At 42.1% G+C, this 16,309-nt stretch carries 13 protein-coding genes, 1 pseudogene and 1 riboswitch; of the genes and pseudogenes, 6 read left to right on the top strand and 8 right to left on the bottom strand.

Features of this window, described 5'->3' with window-relative positions; genetic code table 11:
* Window positions 1-94 precede the first annotated feature (94 nt).
* The 4 genes from AC3ISB_RS02780 to AC3ISB_RS02765 all read left to right on the top strand — a co-directional run bounded on the left by AC3ISB_RS02780 (window position 95) and on the right by AC3ISB_RS02765 (window position 3,750).
* The gene (locus AC3ISB_RS02780; RefSeq protein ID WP_098370482.1) at window positions 95-658 is read left to right on the top strand and encodes a tyrosine-type recombinase/integrase; all 564 of its coding nucleotides are present in this window, start codon (window positions 95-97) and stop codon (window positions 656-658) included.
* A gap of 53 nt (window positions 659-711) precedes the next feature.
* Window positions 712-1,209, top strand: coding sequence for a cation:proton antiporter regulatory subunit (locus AC3ISB_RS02775; protein ID WP_098370481.1), 498 nt, complete (start codon window positions 712-714; stop codon window positions 1,207-1,209).
* 6 nt (window positions 1,210-1,215) lie between these two features.
* Window positions 1,216-2,442: a cation:proton antiporter gene (locus AC3ISB_RS02770; RefSeq protein WP_098370480.1), complete on the top strand. Its 1,227-nt coding sequence runs from the start codon at window positions 1,216-1,218 to the stop codon at window positions 2,440-2,442.
* A gap of 441 nt (window positions 2,443-2,883) precedes the next feature.
* Window positions 2,884-3,750: a YihY/virulence factor BrkB family protein gene (locus tag AC3ISB_RS02765; protein ID WP_098370479.1), complete on the top strand. Its 867-nt coding sequence runs from the start codon at window positions 2,884-2,886 to the stop codon at window positions 3,748-3,750.
* 60 nt (window positions 3,751-3,810) lie between these two features.
* On the opposite strand, the gene AC3ISB_RS02760 is transcribed toward AC3ISB_RS02765, so the two are convergent.
* The 4 genes and pseudogenes from AC3ISB_RS02760 to ribE form a co-directional block, all read right to left on the bottom strand.
* The gene (locus AC3ISB_RS02760) at window positions 3,811-4,977 is read right to left on the bottom strand and encodes a DHH family phosphoesterase (protein ID WP_098370478.1); all 1,167 of its coding nucleotides are present in this window, start codon (window positions 4,975-4,977) and stop codon (window positions 3,811-3,813) included.
* Window positions 4,978-5,251: 274 nt separating this feature from the next.
* Window positions 5,252-5,722, bottom strand: coding sequence for a 6,7-dimethyl-8-ribityllumazine synthase (gene ribH / locus AC3ISB_RS02755; protein WP_048685088.1), 471 nt, complete (start codon window positions 5,720-5,722; stop codon window positions 5,252-5,254).
* Between the two features lie 79 nt (window positions 5,723-5,801).
* Window positions 5,802-6,440: pseudogene (gene ribB, locus AC3ISB_RS02750) on the bottom strand (3,4-dihydroxy-2-butanone-4-phosphate synthase); the annotation flags it as partial.
* Between the two features lie 18 nt (window positions 6,441-6,458).
* Window positions 6,459-7,097 carry a riboflavin synthase gene (gene ribE, locus AC3ISB_RS02745; protein WP_144527892.1) on the bottom strand — a complete coding sequence of 213 codons (639 nt, stop codon included), beginning with the start codon at window positions 7,095-7,097 and terminating at the stop codon, window positions 6,459-6,461.
* 146 nt (window positions 7,098-7,243) lie between these two features.
* Window positions 7,244-7,374: riboswitch (FMN riboswitch) on the bottom strand.
* 203 nt (window positions 7,375-7,577) lie between these two features.
* On the opposite strand from ribE, the gene AC3ISB_RS02740 reads away from it, so the two are divergent.
* Window positions 7,578-8,309 carry a TspO/MBR family protein gene (locus AC3ISB_RS02740; protein ID WP_489275493.1) on the top strand — a complete coding sequence of 244 codons (732 nt, stop codon included), beginning with the start codon at window positions 7,578-7,580 and terminating at the stop codon, window positions 8,307-8,309.
* Between the two features lie 13 nt (window positions 8,310-8,322).
* Here AC3ISB_RS02740 and megL read toward each other — a convergent pair whose 3' ends face one another.
* From megL to putP, 4 genes are all read right to left on the bottom strand, one after another.
* A complete protein-coding gene (gene megL, locus AC3ISB_RS02735) occupies window positions 8,323-9,498 on the bottom strand; it encodes a methionine gamma-lyase (RefSeq protein ID WP_098370474.1) in 1,176 nt (391 codons plus the stop codon).
* A gap of 377 nt (window positions 9,499-9,875) precedes the next feature.
* Window positions 9,876-11,012, bottom strand: a complete 1,137-nt coding sequence (locus AC3ISB_RS02730; RefSeq protein ID WP_098370473.1) for a DEAD/DEAH box helicase — start codon at window positions 11,010-11,012, stop codon at window positions 9,876-9,878.
* Window positions 11,013-11,059: 47 nt separating this feature from the next.
* Window positions 11,060-12,337, bottom strand: coding sequence for an ATP-binding protein (locus AC3ISB_RS02725; protein WP_144527891.1), 1,278 nt, complete (start codon window positions 12,335-12,337; stop codon window positions 11,060-11,062).
* A 164-nt stretch (window positions 12,338-12,501) separates the two neighbouring features.
* On the bottom strand, window positions 12,502-13,971 hold the full coding sequence (gene putP, locus AC3ISB_RS02720) for a sodium/proline symporter PutP (protein WP_098370471.1): 1,470 nt from the start codon (window positions 13,969-13,971) through the stop codon (window positions 12,502-12,504).
* A gap of 156 nt (window positions 13,972-14,127) precedes the next feature.
* On the opposite strand from putP, the gene AC3ISB_RS02715 reads away from it, so the two are divergent.
* Window positions 14,128-16,176 carry a molybdopterin oxidoreductase family protein gene (locus tag AC3ISB_RS02715; protein WP_489275489.1) on the top strand — a complete coding sequence of 683 codons (2,049 nt, stop codon included), beginning with the start codon at window positions 14,128-14,130 and terminating at the stop codon, window positions 16,174-16,176.
* The last annotated feature ends 133 nt before the right edge of the window (window positions 16,177-16,309 follow it).

Here is a 16,309-nt window from a genome sequence, read left to right as displayed (position 1 = left end):
TTTTTGGAGAAGCCTTAATAGGACTTAACGCATGCAATGTTACATAACTTGTGTTATAATGTAATTATGTTACATTGGCAAGAGGAGAAGATCTATGGAATATGTAGAAGCCTTTAAGGATATCAATCAAATCAGCAAAATAAAAACATACTTACGCGCTCACTCCAGTCGGGATTATTTATTGTTTGTACTCGGCATCAATACAGGTATGAAGATAAATGAAATGCTTGAAATCACCGTGGCCAGCGTTCTGGATGAAACGGGCAAAATCAAGGAGTTCTATGAACAACGGACGGAAAATGACGAAGTCAATCAAATTTATTTGAACCTGAAAGTCCGTACCGCGTTACAAGAATACCTTAAAGGCTCTAAGGTTATCGAAGGTCAATTTTTATTTCTTTCCCCTAAGACAAAAAAGCCGATAACACGTCAACAGGCGCACCGAATCATCCATGATGCTGTCGAAGGTGCAGGGCTGACAGGCAAATTCGGAGCAAGTTCGATGCGTAAAACTTTTGGCTACCATGCCTATAAACAAGGAGTTTCACTGGCCTTGATACAGAAGCATTACCATCATTCCAGTCCATCGGAGACATTAAAATACATCGGCATATCCAAGGAGAAGAAATTCAATACGAATATTGACGTTAACTTATAAACATCCTGCTATCTTCTATATAACTCTAACCAACATTTTAAGGAGGAATTCCAGTGAGAATTAGAGAAAGTGAACTTCCTGGTATTGGCCAAAAATTCGAAATCATAACGAGAAATGATGAAAAGTTAGTAATCGTCATTCACGATGACGGCCGTCGGGAATTATACCATTTTGATAATGAACATGAGGACGTCATATCGAGCATCACCCTTAACGATCAGGAATCCCGGCAAATGGCTTCCATCATAGGCGGCATGGTTTATAAACCACAAGCACTTGAAACAATTGAAATGTCATTGGGTGACTTGGTGATTGAATGGTTCAAAGTCGAACCAGGTTCAAAGGCCATCAATCAAACGATCGGTTCGATTGATATCAGGAGCAATTATAACGTGACCGTTATCGCCCATTCTAAAAAAGGAAAAAAACAATTGAGTAATCCTGGTCCTGACTCCATCATCGAAACAGGCGACACTCTTGTGATATCCGGTGAAAGAAAAGATATCCGTAACCTGACAAGAGAATTATTGACTGACGAAAGGAGTGACTAAGCTCATATGGACCATTTAGTCTTTGAAGTGGGTACTGCCCTACTTCTAGTGGCATTAGCCGCTCTCGTTGCAGGTAAATTCAAAATATCAAATGTTCCACTATTAATTATCATCGGGATGCTCGTTGGCCCCCATGCCCCGCACTTCGGATTAATTGACCTGCGTTTCATTGAAAGTGATGAAATAATAGCATTCCTCGGTCGTGTCGGTATTTTATTCCTTCTGTTTTACCTTGGGCTTGAATTTTCCGTGAAAAAGCTCATGAAGTCCGGGAAAAATATCGTGACAGGCGGAACCTATTACATTTTAATCAACGTGGGAATGGCCTTGCTGTACGGTTTCCTGCTCGGTCTTCCCTTAAAAGAGGTTCTGATATTAACCGGGATCATAAGTTTTTCTTCAAGTGCCATTGTGGCAAAGGTACTTGTGGATCTTAAAAGGACCGGTAACAATGAAACGGAGCTAATCCTTGGCATCATCATGTTTGAAGATATCTTCCTCGCCGTTTATTTATCAGTCGTATCCGGATTGGTATTAAGCTCTTCTGGTTCCGTTTGGGGAACATTACTTTCTACATTTATCGCGATAGGGTATATGCTGATATTTTTCGTTATCGCCCGGAAAGCATCTGGGGTCCTTAACAAATTATTCAATATAACCTCCGATGAGATTTTTATCATCGTCGTTTTCGCATTACTATTCTTCATTGCCGGTTTCTCGGAAACGATTCATGTTGCGGAAGCCATCGGTGCATTACTGCTCGGCCTAGTCTTTTCTGAAACGGAACATAGCGACAGGATCGAAAAACTTGTCATTCCCTTTAGAGACTTCTTCGGGGCCATATTCTTCTTCAGCTTTGGCTTGAGTATCGATCCGACGACCCTTGGGGGAGCTGTCTGGATGGTTCTTGGAGCAGTCATCATCACCATAATCGGTAACTTTGCAGCTGGTATGATTGCCGGACGCAAATCCGGTTTATCTCACAGAGCTTCCGCAAACATCGGTTTAACGATCGTTTCACGCGGCGAATTCTCCATCATTTTAGCCAACTTAGGCATTGCAGGCGGTTTAATGCCTATACTAACCCCGTTTGCGGCACTTTATGTTTTAACCTTAGCGATTCTTGGGCCGATCCTTACAAAAGAATCCAAACACATCTATAATATCCTAAATAAAGTATTCAAATGGACCCCTCCAAAGGTTCAAAAGGAACAGGGAAAAGAAGTGCAATAGAGAAAAAAGGCCAGACATTGCTGTCTGGCCTTTTTTCTGTTTACCTTCCATAACTTGCTACCATAATTATTATTATACTTGTTATAAAGAAGGCATAAAATCATACCTAGTAGTAGTGTTTGGCCGTATTATTCATAGGCTTGAAGCATCAACAGCACCTATTTACAGTTAATCGCAAAACCTTCCAAAGGGTATCGGAATAAATAGGCTAAGGTTGATCATCCTTGGCTTGCCATTTCTTCACCTTTCCATCATTCCGATTTTGCACTTTGCTGGAGCATTTAAAATTGATTTGCCTCTCCTCAAATTTGTTTTGGTTATTATCACAAGCTTCTACATGCGCGCGGATTACTTTCAATTTCTTTTCTTTTGAGGATTAACTTACATGAACAGAGGGAAAAGAAGAGATAACCTAAGTAACTATTCAGGAGTGATGCCCAGATGAATAAGTCGATAAAATTTTCAAAGAAACTGATTAAAGAAATAAAGGAAGATCGTGTAACCGGACTGGCAGCAGAACAAGCTTATTACTATTTACTGGCACTATTCCCTTTGCTCATTTTACTTCTGTCCATATTACCTTATCTGAACATCGATATTCAGACAGCCCTTAACACGATAAAAACCTTCATGCCTGCGGAAACGATGGAAGTCGTCGAGAAAAATATCATCAACATATTATCTGAACGGAACGGCGGCTTACTGACTTTTGGTTTCCTTGGAACCATTTGGTCGGCTTCCAACGGAATGAATGCGTTCATCCATTCCATGAATATTGCCTATGATGTAGAAGAAACAAGGAATTTCATCAAAGCCCGCATCATTTCCATTGTATTGACATTAAGCCTTGTTGTAGCATTCATCGTCATGTTGGGTCTCCCCGTCTTCGGAAAGGTCATCATTGATTTATTACAGCAAGTCATTCCGATCCCTGAAGAAATGCAAATATTATTCAGCTTATTACGGTGGGTTATCGCGGTTGTGGTCATCTCACTTGTCCTGGCCTTTTTATATCGCTTTGCACCGAATAAAAGTTTTCCCATTAAACATGTCATCCCTGGGGCAGTGACCTCAACTGTACTTTGGCTGGGAATATCACTTGGATTTTCATTCTATGTCAGTAACTTTGCCAACTACTCTTCCACTTACGGCAGTTTAGGAGGCGTGATCATCTTGATGCTTTGGTTGTATTTGAGTGGTCTGATTTTTGTGATCGGCGGAGAAATCAATGCAATTCTACATCGCCAAAATATCATTCCGAAAAAACAGTCCCGCACGATCGTTCATCCTGTCCCGCTTAAAAGGTAAATCATGAATGACAATGGAAGATTGAAAAGCGGCTGTCCCATTTGGACAGCCGCTTTTAATTCATCCCTTATTGATAAACTCTTCATATCTTTCATCATGGGCCAGCCATGCAGCGTATTTCCGCTTCATGTATTTTTCCGCTTCCGCAAATGTATCGAATGTTTTTTTCTGTTGTTTTCCGTTGATTTCAACAATCCATTCCTCTTCTTCATCTTCATAGATGAATATGTCCTGTTTGTCTCTCGTTGAATATAAGCAACCCTCTGGGGAATCCTTTACATTCAATTGATTCTTATGTGCGTCTCGTTTAAGGGGCTCGGCATGGAAGGTCTTTTCGACATATTGGCTATATGCCTTTTCGGACATGGTGCAACCGGCGGCTTTTTGGTGACCGCCCCCATCGTACTTGCCGGCAACCTCAGAAACATCTATATCATCGTGGATTGTCCGGAAGCTGATTCTTTTACTTCCTACCATCAGGATGGCTATATAATCCAGATGCGAGAACTCTTTCGACAGTTCATTACCCAATTCCGAGTGGTATGACTCTGCATGGACCACACCAGCTGTATGGGGACCGACAGTAGCCTGATAGACTTCTCTTTTTTTCCTGTTTATGTACCGATCTACTCGACTCTCTTCAACATTCAGAAGGGTTTGCTCCACTTCGTCAAAAGTAAAACTTTCAGCCGTGGACAGCTTATTTGCGATCTTCATTTCGAATTCCTCTATCGGAATCATGAAAAACAGGTCATTCAATCGTTTTGCCGTTGTATTTTTATTGACTTCCCATTCCCAAGTATCGTATTGACGAACCAATTCAACGAATTCAGCGACAATGCTTGAAGGTTCCAGCAATTTATTTTCAACTGCATACTGATAGAATAATGATGTCGCTGCCGTCTGTTTACCATCTTCCTGTTCGACAGTTACAGATGCCCAATCATGTTCGTTTAAATGCAGTGCTGACTTATGATGATCAATCAGCAGTGCCTTGCCTCCATCTTCCACAAACTGAGTAATCATTTTTTCGTTATCTTCATCAACCGATAAATCAGTAACGATCAATGTATCTTCAATCTTAGCCTGCTCAAGAAATGCTCCTACATTCTGATTAAGGCGGCCAATTGAATTATAACTAACCACTACTTCTTCTCCGAATGCCAGCTTAGCTACAATGCCGCAGCCGACTCCATCTAAATCATTATGTGTAAAGAGATGGTACACACAAACCCCTCCTAATAACTAATAAAATTACTTTTCCCTAAAGTCATGAATTTCAATTGCAATCTTTACAATTGTAGCATAATCATATCCGCATATTTTATCATGCTTCCATTACGTGATGCTTTTGTTCGTTTTTTTTTTTGAAATTCCCTAATTATTCTTTATTTCTCAAGATTTATACCTTAAAACACATTACTTTGAAATCGAGGTATTTCCAATCTAACAATTAAAAAAGCCGCAGGAATGTTATTCCCTGCGGCTTCCTTATGTGAAATCACTGTTCTATTAATTTTCCAAGGTTGGCCATTTCAATGGCACTAACCGCAGCTTCATAGCCTTTGTTACCCGATTTTGTTCCTGCACGTTCAATGGCTTGTTCAATATTCTCAGTTGTCAGCAAACCGAAGATAACCGGTACACCTGTTTCCAATGAAACGGAAGCCATGCCTTTAGCTGCTTCATTGCAGACATAATCATAATGTGAAGTGGCACCCCTGATTACCGTTCCAAGACCGATTACAGCATCATATTTACCTGTATTCACAAGTTTCTTAGCAATTAACGGAAGTTCAAAAGCACCCGGGACCCACGCGATGTCAACATCATTCTCATCAACGCCATGACGCTTAAGGCCATCCAATGCCCCTCCTAAAAGCTTGCTTGTGATAAACTCATTAAATCTTCCTACCACGATTCCGACTTTCAATCCTGATCCGATCAATTGTGCTTCAATAGTTTTCCCCATGTCCAATTCCTCCTAATTTTAAAAAACAATATCATTTTTTTCACGTTAAGATTTAATTCCTAATAATCCTTCAAGCTTTCGGGATGTTCAGTTCAAGTTCCTGTTTCCCAATTGAATCATTTTGTTCAAGATACCGAATCAAATCGGCTATCGTAATGAATTTCAGGTTAAATTTATCAGCGATGACTTCTAAATCGGATACGCGGGCCATCGATCCATCTTCATTCATGATCTCACAAATGACACCCGCTGGAGCGGCACCGCATAACTTCGCCAAATCCACCGATGCCTCCGTATGTCCTGCCCTCCTTAATACGCCGCCTTCTTTAGCGACTATCGGAAAAGTGTGACCAGGCCTTTGGAAATCTTCAGCGACAGAATCATCATTAAGAAGTTCAAGGATGGTCAAGGACCGTTCAAAAGCACTGATTCCTGTAGAGGTGCTTTTATGATCGACACTTACCGTAAAAGCAGTGCCATGATGATCGGTATTTTCACCTACCATAGGATGCAGTTTCAATTTCGCTGCCAGTTCTTCAGTGATGGTTGTACAAATCAAACCACGTCCATGAGTCGCCATGAAATTAATCGCTTCCGGTGTCGCCTTTTCGGCCAACACTACAAAATCCCCTTCATTTTCACGGTCTTCATCATCGGATACGATTACTACCTTGCCAGCCTTCAAATCTTCTATTGCTTCTTCTATTGTATGGAACATCATTACACCGCCCTTTTATTAGAATCCATGCTCTGCCAAAAACTCTAAATTCAGTCCTGGTTTTGGATTGCCATTTTTCATTTGATGTATTATATATTTCCCTATCATGTCGTTTTCGATGTTAACGATATCGCCAGCCGCTTTTTGTCCCAATATGGTGTCCTGATGAGTCAATGGAATCAATGATACAGTCAAAAGGTTCCTTTCGATCCCAAATATCGTCAAGCTCGTTCCATCAATGGCCACGGAACCTTTCGGAATGCAGAAGGTACTAAGCCCTTCTTCCAATTGGATTACATAATATACGGCATTTTCTTTCCGTTCTTTTTTTATGATCGTTCCGGTTCCGTCGATATGACCTGAAACAAAATGACCGCCAAACCTTCCCTGTGCACTCATTGCTCGTTCGAGATTAACAGGTGATCCCAATTTTAACGTCCGGATCGTGGAAGCTTTGACCGTTTCCGGCATCACGTCGACCGTAAACAAACTTTTCGTGAAGGATGTTACCGTTAAGCAGACCCCGTTGACTGAAATACTATCCCCCAGATGCACATCTTCAAGGATTTTTTCAGAACGAATCGATAACTCCATACTGCTTTTTCCTTTTTTCAAGGAATGTACGGTACCGATATCCTCAATGATTCCCGTAAACATGTTTTTCCCCCTTTTATAAAATATAAAAAACCCCTTAGGATGACCTAAGGAGTTAGCAGGAGAAATGAGTGAAAAAAATTGTATACCTAAAAAGCCTAATAATTTCATTTTCGAAAAATTAGGCGTACGTATACACTTGGGTTCCACACGTCCTTCTCCCATCCAGACTGTACTGTCGGCTTTGGAATCTCACCAAATCCTGCCTTTATCAGGCTCGCGGGCTTAGAATTTCTTCATCACCGCCGGTTGGGATTTTCACCCGACCCCGAAGGACTAAAATAATATGAATCTTTGAATATTTTATCACCATAAAGTGAAGATGTAAAATTTCTAACCTTAAATGGTTCAATTGTTACAGGAACTTCCTCTCTTTATGGAAAAATGACCCCCAAGTACCCCCGATGTGCTCCGAAAAGGTTAGCCAAGCTAAATATGTGGAATAAGGTTAGAAGGATCACAAATCATACAAGGAGGAAGCCCATGATTATTTCCATCATTAACTTGATTTTCTACCTGTTCGTCGTCACGATGAATTTTTTAGCCAATTTCCTGCCATTGAACGGCCAAACATCGGGAGAGATTTCCGATAAACTGGATGTCCTTTTCACTCCTGCCGGTTATGTATTTTCCATATGGGGCTTGATCTATTTCTCGCTTGCCACCTGGGTATTCAGGCAGTTTTTAAGTAAACATCAAAACAGCCCTGCTTATAAGGCATCCTTCCCTTGGTTCGCTTTAAGCTGTGTCCTGAATGGCGCTTGGCTTTTGGCTTGGCACTATGAACGCTTTTTGTTATCCGTATTCATTATCATTGCCCTGTCGGCTACTTTAATGGTCATTTATACAAGAATGAAAAAAGTGGAGCATGCTGCTTTCGACCTATTTCCGTTTTCTGTTTATACAGGCTGGGTAAGTGTTGCAGCCATAGCTGACATTTCTTATTACCTCACCTATATCAAATGGGACGGTTTTGGGGTTTCCCGTATAACCTGGACGATCGTCCTGCTGATTGCAGCAACAGCCTTGGCCTTTGTCTTTGCAGGTAAAAACCGGGATTGGTGCTATCCTCTCGTATTCGTTTGGGCATTCATAGGCATCGGGATACGAAATAGCGACGCCTATCCGATAATCACAGACATTTCTTATATCCTGGCTGCCATCACTTTTATCGTATCCATCACCATCTTCATTAATAATCGGAGGAACAAATGAGGGATATGTTACCCTAAAATGCTTGCTTAAGATCTTGCCAGATATCCCCCCAAGCCTCAAGGCCAACTGAGAGACGGACCAGCTGGTCACTGATGCCCATTTGTTCCCGTGAATCTTCAGGAACGGCAGAGTGCGTCATGGTAGCGGGATGCTGGATCAATGTTTCGGCATCACCTAGACTTACGGCAATTTTGATAAGTTTCAATTTATTGAGGAATTCCTGTGCATCCTGTTTTGTGCCATGCAGTTCGAAAGAGATAAGGCCGCCGCCATGTTTCATTTGTTTTTGCATTATATAATGATCCGGTGAAGCTTCATCACCTGGATAATAGACCTTTTTCACCTTTGGATGTTTCTTAAGTTCTTGAAAGATTGCCATTGCATTGGCCGAATGACGGTCCATCCTGACAGGCAAGGTCTTTAGCCCCCGTAATAGTAACCAGGCATCGAATGGTGAAATGATTCCACCGATATCCTTCTGTGTAGTCCCGGCTACCTGATTCATGAATTCCTTCTTACCGACGACAAGGCCTGCAACGACATCACCATGCCCGCAAAGATATTTCGTAGCGCTATGAAGGACGATATCACAGCCATATTCAAGCGGTCTCTGTAGGTAGGGAGTCGAAAACGTATTATCGACTACGACCGTCACATTATATTCCTTCGCAACTCTCACCACCATCTGTAAGTCAATCATTTTCATCGTCGGATTGATCGGGGTTTCTACATATATACAGGTCGTTTCCGGCCGGATCATTTTCCTTACTTGTTCTTCTGAATCCATTTCACAAAAATCATGTGTGATGCGGTATTTATTTTTCATTAGCTGCAGGAGGCCAAATGTACAACCATATAGCCCCTGTGAGCACAGGATGTGGTCATCTGTTTTTGTTAATGCAAAAAGCACTGCTGAAACGGCAGCCATGCCTGAACCGAAAGCAAGGCCAGCTTCCCCGCCTTCCAAAGCGGCAATCTTTTCTTCAAGCACTTGTACCGTTGGATTTCCTAGGCGAGAATAAATGTATCCTTCTTCCATACCGGCAAAACGCCTTTCCCCTTGCTCGGCATTTTCGAAAGTGAATGTTGAGGTTTGGAATAAGGGTGTTGCCAAGCTTCCTAAATGCTTCTTCGAGTCATATCCTTCATGGATGACTGCCGTTTCAAACTGTTTATACTTTCCTGTCATACCGTCTCCTCCTAACCTATGTCTATTGCTATCATATGTCAAAAAACCACATAAAGGAAGCGTTTTCATTCATGATTATCCCCCATTAACGAACTCCTGAATTTAGTATAATTTCACAATCGAATATTTATAGTATCAAATGCTATGAGGGGATATTATCCTGAGCTTTATTGGATCATTTCAGCCCTTTTGCCGAGGCACCCATCGTTAAATTTGATTTAGCAAAAACAATCACTTTTCTACTGGGAATCCCACCATATTCAGAAAGTGGAAAAGCATGTATTGGGAATTCTGTACAATAAGCAACTTTTTAATTTTTAATCTTAACGGGCATTGGCAAAAAAAAGACAGCCGCCATGGCCGTCCCTTTTTTCGTATCATTCATCGACTACGATGTTTCCACCATAGAAGGTTACTCTCGTTAATGGAATCTCCAGTTCACGACCCATTTTTTTCAACTCTCGCTCTTCTCTTTCCGTTACGATCGAAATGACAGTGCCATCTGCACCTGCTCGCCCAGTTCTCCCAGATCTATGGATATATTGTTCGATGTTGTCAGCCATATCAATATGAACGACCGCAGTAAGACCTTTAATATCAAGCCCCCTTGCCGCTACATCCGTTGCTATCAGCATTGGGGATTTTCCGGAACGAAGCTTACGCAACGCTTTCTCCCTGTCGACTTTATTGGATTCACCGTGAAGCACGCCCATTTCAATACCCTTATAACTCAGCTTTTCATGCAAGACGCTCAGCTCTGCTATATCATTCAGAAAGGCAAGGGCCTTCACATCTTTAATTCTTGTTATTTTCTCGAGGATTTTGGACTTTTCCCGTCTCTCAACAACAAAGTAAAGATGGTCCACCTTTGATTCCATTTTTTCATGCTTATCGACCTTGATCATTTCGGGTTCATTCATGAATCCCCGGGCGGCTTTTTCCGTTTCCTCCGGCAAGGTCGCTGAAAACACCATGATTTGCCGGTCTTTTAGCGTTGTTTTGATAATATTATTGATCGTTCCCATATGCTCTGGAGTGATCAATTGGTCACCTTCATCAAGTACTATCGTCTTAACTTCATGCATCTTCAATTTCTTTTGGGCAATCAATTCGTAAATACGCCCCGGTGTTCCAGCAATCACCTGGGGACGCTTCTTCAGTTTGTCCAACTGCCTTTTCACATTAGCACCGCCGATGAATGCTGCACCCGTAATGCCGCTTCCCTCTGACCAAATGCGAATCTCTTCATTGATTTGCATGACCAGTTCTCGTGATGATGCCAAAATCAAAGCTTGGGGCGATTTCTTTTCAGGATCTATCTTTTCTAATAATGGCAATAAATATGCTAATGTTTTTCCCGTACCAGTCGGTGATTCAGCCATGATGTCTTTTCCCTCGACAATCACCGGAATCGCTTTCGTTTGAATCGGGGTAAGTTGTCCGAATCCGGACTTCTTCCAGACCTCTTGTATATATGGTTTTCTATCGTTCACTAATTCAGGTAATTCGCTCATATCGTTCTCCTTTAAAATATAACTTTTCCTATCTTTCATAGTACCATTTATTCTTGTCCAGTAGCCAACGGAATACGAATTGTAACCGTCGTCCCTTTGTTTAACTCACTTTCAAAATGCATTTCCCCGTGAAGTCGATGAACGATTTTCCGGCAAATTGCTAGCCCGATCCCTGTACCCTTTTCCTTCGTCGAATAAAAAGGCTCACCAATCCGTTCAAGGCGCTCGGGCACCATACCCATGCCATTATCACTCACGCTGACTACAGCTTGTCCATCGCTGGTTTGCAGCGATATATCAATTTTTCCATTATCCTCAATCGCTTCAATGCTGTTCTTGACGATATTGATTATCAACTGTTTAATTTCAATTGGATCAGCCATAATATAAATCGGTTCGGCGGTTTTAACCCTGAACCCCATTTCGATATTATTCAAATTCGTTTCTGCTTTCATCAACGTGAATACCTGTTGTAAACTGTCGGCAAGATCGATCCTGCGGAATGCTACATCCTGTTTCTTCCCAAGAATCAAAAGTTCACTTGAAATAATATTAATTCGGTCAATTTCCTTCAACATGATATCAGAATGCAGCGGGTTTACCTCCTGCGTCATATCCATTAACTGTACGAATCCTTTTAACGATGTCAGCGGATTCCTTATCTCATGTGCTACCGCTGCAGCCAGATGTCCGATTACAGATAGCTTTTCAGACATGATCATCAATTCCTCTTCGCGCCGCAATTCAGTAATATCCCTAACGATTGCATATACTCCCAGCATTTCCGCGTGAACGATGATCGGTAAAAAAGTTACACGGATTATCCGTTCTTCATCACTGCCATTCTGAATGGTCGTTTCGAATTTTACAGCCTCCCCTTGAAGGGACTGTTTAAAGAATACAGATACTTTATCACCTTCATTCCAGTTAAGGAGATGATTCGCATTCTTGCCTTTCAAATTGTCACTGTTATGACCTAATAGTTTTTCAGCTTCAGGGTTTATCGAAACGACATTTCCTTCGAGATCCAGCTCAAGCACACAATCCGGGTTATGCTTGAACAGTGACCGATACTGTTCATCCTTCAGAATGAATTCCTGTTGGGACCTCAACATTTTCCCCGTCCAATACCTGATTATGAAGTATAGGAAAAGCCCGGTTATGAAAATGAACATCCACCCTTTGGAATGTTGGAACATTGCATATATCTGAACATCTGCCCTTGCCTGTGTCATAGAGATGTAATCCGTAACGAAAATCCATAAGACCCCAATGATTATATATATAAAAGCCACTTTACATGCAATTTTATGAGATTGGTTCATATTTTTTCCTTTGTATTGTTTTTTGGTTTATTATTCCCAAATCACTCAAAAAAAGCCCTCATGTTTTCAACATAAGGACTCTATCGGTATTGTACCATATATATTGCATTCATTGTTTTATATCGCTAAAAAAACCAGCAGCATTTTAACTGGACCTTCAATGATCAAGAGAGGTTTTTAATGGCTTGATTGAATTCTTCTTCTATATCTTTTGTAGGCTTGGCCGATAATAAGCTGAAAACGACTACCGCTATTGAACCAGCGATGAAACCAGGTATGATTTCGTATACTTCAGCGAACTTATCGATCATATCCCAGACGATCACGGTTGCCGTTCCGACAATCATTCCCGCCAGTGCTCCCCATTTCGTCATCCGTTTCCAGTACAGGCTTAACAGAATGACAGGACCGAAGGCCGCTCCAAAGCCAGCCCATGCATAACCCACCAATTTAAGGATCGTACCGCTTGGATTAAAAGCCAACAATAGGGCAATGGCAGATATCGCCAATACACCAAACCGGCCTACCAGAACTAATTCCTTATCAGATGCATTCGGCCGAATGAACTGCTTATAGAAATCATCGGTCAAAGCACTTGCCGAAACTAAAAGCTGTGATGCAATCGTACTCATTACCGCTGCTAAAATAGCAGCCAACAAGAAGCCTGTAATTAAAGAAGGAAACAGTTCTTTAGATAAAATGATGAAGACGGACTCAGCATTTTTTTCCCCTAAAGGACTGTTTGTCAGGTTAAAATAAGCTATCCCCACCAATCCAGTGAACATCGCTCCGACGATAGCAAAAATCATCCAGCCCATACCGATCCGGCGTGCACTTTTCAATTCTTTAACAGATGAAACCGCCATGAATCGAACGATAATATGAGGCTGCCCGAAATAACCAAGCCCCCATGCCAGAAGAGATATGATTCCAATGGTTGATGTTCCTTCAAAGACATGCAATAAATTCGGGTTGATCGATCTTATTTCATTGAAGGTAGGATCCCAGCCACCAATATTTACAATCGTGACAACTGGCACTAGAATTAAGGCAATGAACATGATTGTACCTTGTACGAAGTCGGTCCAGCTAACAGCTAGGAATCCGCCAAATAATGTATAAAGAATAACAACACTCGCCGTCAGCCAGATGCCCCACCGATAATCCAAATTGAAAGCGGAGCGGAAAAGCTCACCGCCTGCTACCATGCCTGAAGATGTGTAAAAGGTGAAGAAAATTAAAATGACCGATGCTGATACCACTTTTAAGACCCTGGAGCCATCTTTAAACCGATTCCCCAAAAAATCGGGAATAGTAATCGAATTGCCGGCCACTTCCGTGTAAGTCCGAAGTCTTGGTGCCACGAATAACCAGTTTAAATAAGACCCTGCACAAAGGCCGACGACAATCCAGCCAGCACTTAACCCGCTTATGTACATAGCACCGGGAAGACCCATCAACAGCCAGCCGCTCATATCGGAAGCTCCTGCACTCAATGCAGTTACAGCCGGGCCCAAGTTCCGGCCGCCAAGCATGTAATCGGTTAAGTTGGCCGTTTTCCGATAGGCAAAATAACCAATTAACAGCATGCCTGCCATGTATATTCCAATTGATATTATAATTCCATAATCCAAAAATGAATCCTCCTATTTATAGGTTAATTTTCATCTTGTAAGCTTATCAGAAAAAAAAACATATGTTAAGAAGTTCTTGCACCTTTCAACGATTTCACTTTCAATATAATTAAGAAAATTCTTTTTATTAGATTAAATTATTAGGAGGAATACGCCATGCAATCCTATATCAATCAGCCAGATGGAGTCTTTCCCTCTGTTTGCTCTCTTGACTGTCCTGATCAATGCGGTTTACTGCTGCACAAAAAAGACGGGAAAATCATTAAAGTTCAAGGAGACCCTGATCATCCAGTAACAAAAGGGAATATTTGCAACAAAGTCCGAAACATGACCGCTCGCCTATATGACCCCAATCGCTTAAAACAGCCATTAAAGCGCATCGGTCCGAAAGGAGAAGGGAATTTTGCTCCAATCAGCTGGGAAGAGGCCATTGACACAATCACTTCCAAATGGAAAGACCTGATTGAAATGCACGGATCGGAAAGCATACTTCCCTACAGCTTTTACGGAAACATGGGCAACCTCAGCGCTGAAGGGATGGATCGCCGTTTTTTCCACAAACTCGGTGCAAGCACGCTCGAGCGTTCCATTTGTAATGCGGCAGGCTCAGTCGGATACAGCTATACAATGGGTGGTTCATTCGGCATCGATCCAGAAGAAACGATTCATACAAAGCTTTTCATCATGTGGGGCATTAACGCTGTGAGCACAAATATGCACCAAGTAACTCTTGCCCAGCAAGCCCGAAAAAACGGGGCCAAAGTAGTTGTCATTGACGTACATAAAAACCAAACCGGCAAGTGGGCAGATTGGTTCATTCCGATTCTGCCTGGCACCGATAGTGCGCTTGCCCTCGGATTAATGCATATACTATATGCCGAGAATCTAGTCGACCAGCCCTTTTTGGATGAATACACAGTTGGTGCTGCCGAATTGCGCGAACACGTCCGCCAATATGACCCTGCGACCGTCTCCGTGATCACTGGCGTTCCAATTGATGACTTATATGAATTAGCCAGGATGTACGGCACCACAAGTCCATCATTCGTTCGGATAGGCAATGGCCTGCAGCACCATGACAATGGAGGCATGGCGGTACGTACCATCGCCTGCCTGCCTGCACTTACCGGCCAATGGATGACCGAGGGGGGCGGAGCCATCAAAGGGAATTCTGGATATCTGGCTTTTAATACAAATGCCTTAAGACGTCCTGATTTATTGCATAATAAAGCTACCCGGACCATTAATATGAACCAAATCGGTCAAGCTCTCCTGGAAAAGGAAAACCCGATTCGCTCCATGTTTGTGTACGGCTCTAACCCAGCACTTGTCGCTCCGAATGCAAATAAGGTGCAGGAAGGCCTAATGCGGGAAGATCTATTCACAGTTGTACATGATCTATTCTTAACCGAAACGGCCATGTTTGCCGACCTCGTCCTTCCTGCCACATCATCTTATGAAACGGAGGATTTTTATAATTCATACTGGCATAATTACGTGCAAATACAAAAACCTGTAGTCGAAAAATATGGCGAGTCGAAATCGAATGTTGAATTGTTCAAGCTGTTAGCTGCTGGAATGGGATTTGAGGAACAAGCATTTAGAGATTCTGAGGAAGATATGATACGTCAGGCGCTGGATTTTCCCGATAATCCGCATTTAGAAGGCATCACCTATGACTCCCTTTCAAGGAATCAATTTGTCAAAGCCAAGATGCAGCCGATGTTCCCAGGAAAACTCCCGACACCAAGCGGTAAAATCGAACTTTATTCCGAACGGATGAAACAGGATGGATACGAGCCTTTGCCAACATATACGCCAATCATAAAAGACAGCGACCTGCCATTTTTATTCATTCCGGCACCTAATCACAATTTCTTGAATTCAACCTTTTCAAATAATGCCAAACATATCTCCATGGAAAAGGAACCGAAACTGCACATGAATGCCGCTGATGCCAAAACAATGGGGATATCCTCCGGAGATATGGTTAAAATCTGGAACGATCGCGGTGAATGTTTGCTTACCGCTGCTCCCGGTGAAAATGTGTTACCCGGCGTTCTTGTCAGCCAAGGCTTGTGGCAGAATACACCTGAAACAAAACAACACATCAATTCCCTTACCCCAGATCGCCTCGCAGATATGGGTAATGGCGCCGTTTTCTTTTCAGGACGGGTTGATCTTGAAAGAGTCCAGCAAAAGTAAATCAATGTTTAGCAATCTTTGAATATATCTCCGGTTTCGGCATTTTATCTGCACTTTCCGGAGTTATATCTCCGGTTTCGGATTATATCTCCGATTCCGGCATTTTATCTGCGATTTTCGGATTATATCTCCG

The organism is Peribacillus sp. GL_122, assembly GCF_057835005.1.
Note: the sequence above shows the minus strand (reverse complement) of the source record. Positions and strands in the feature narration are given on the sequence as shown.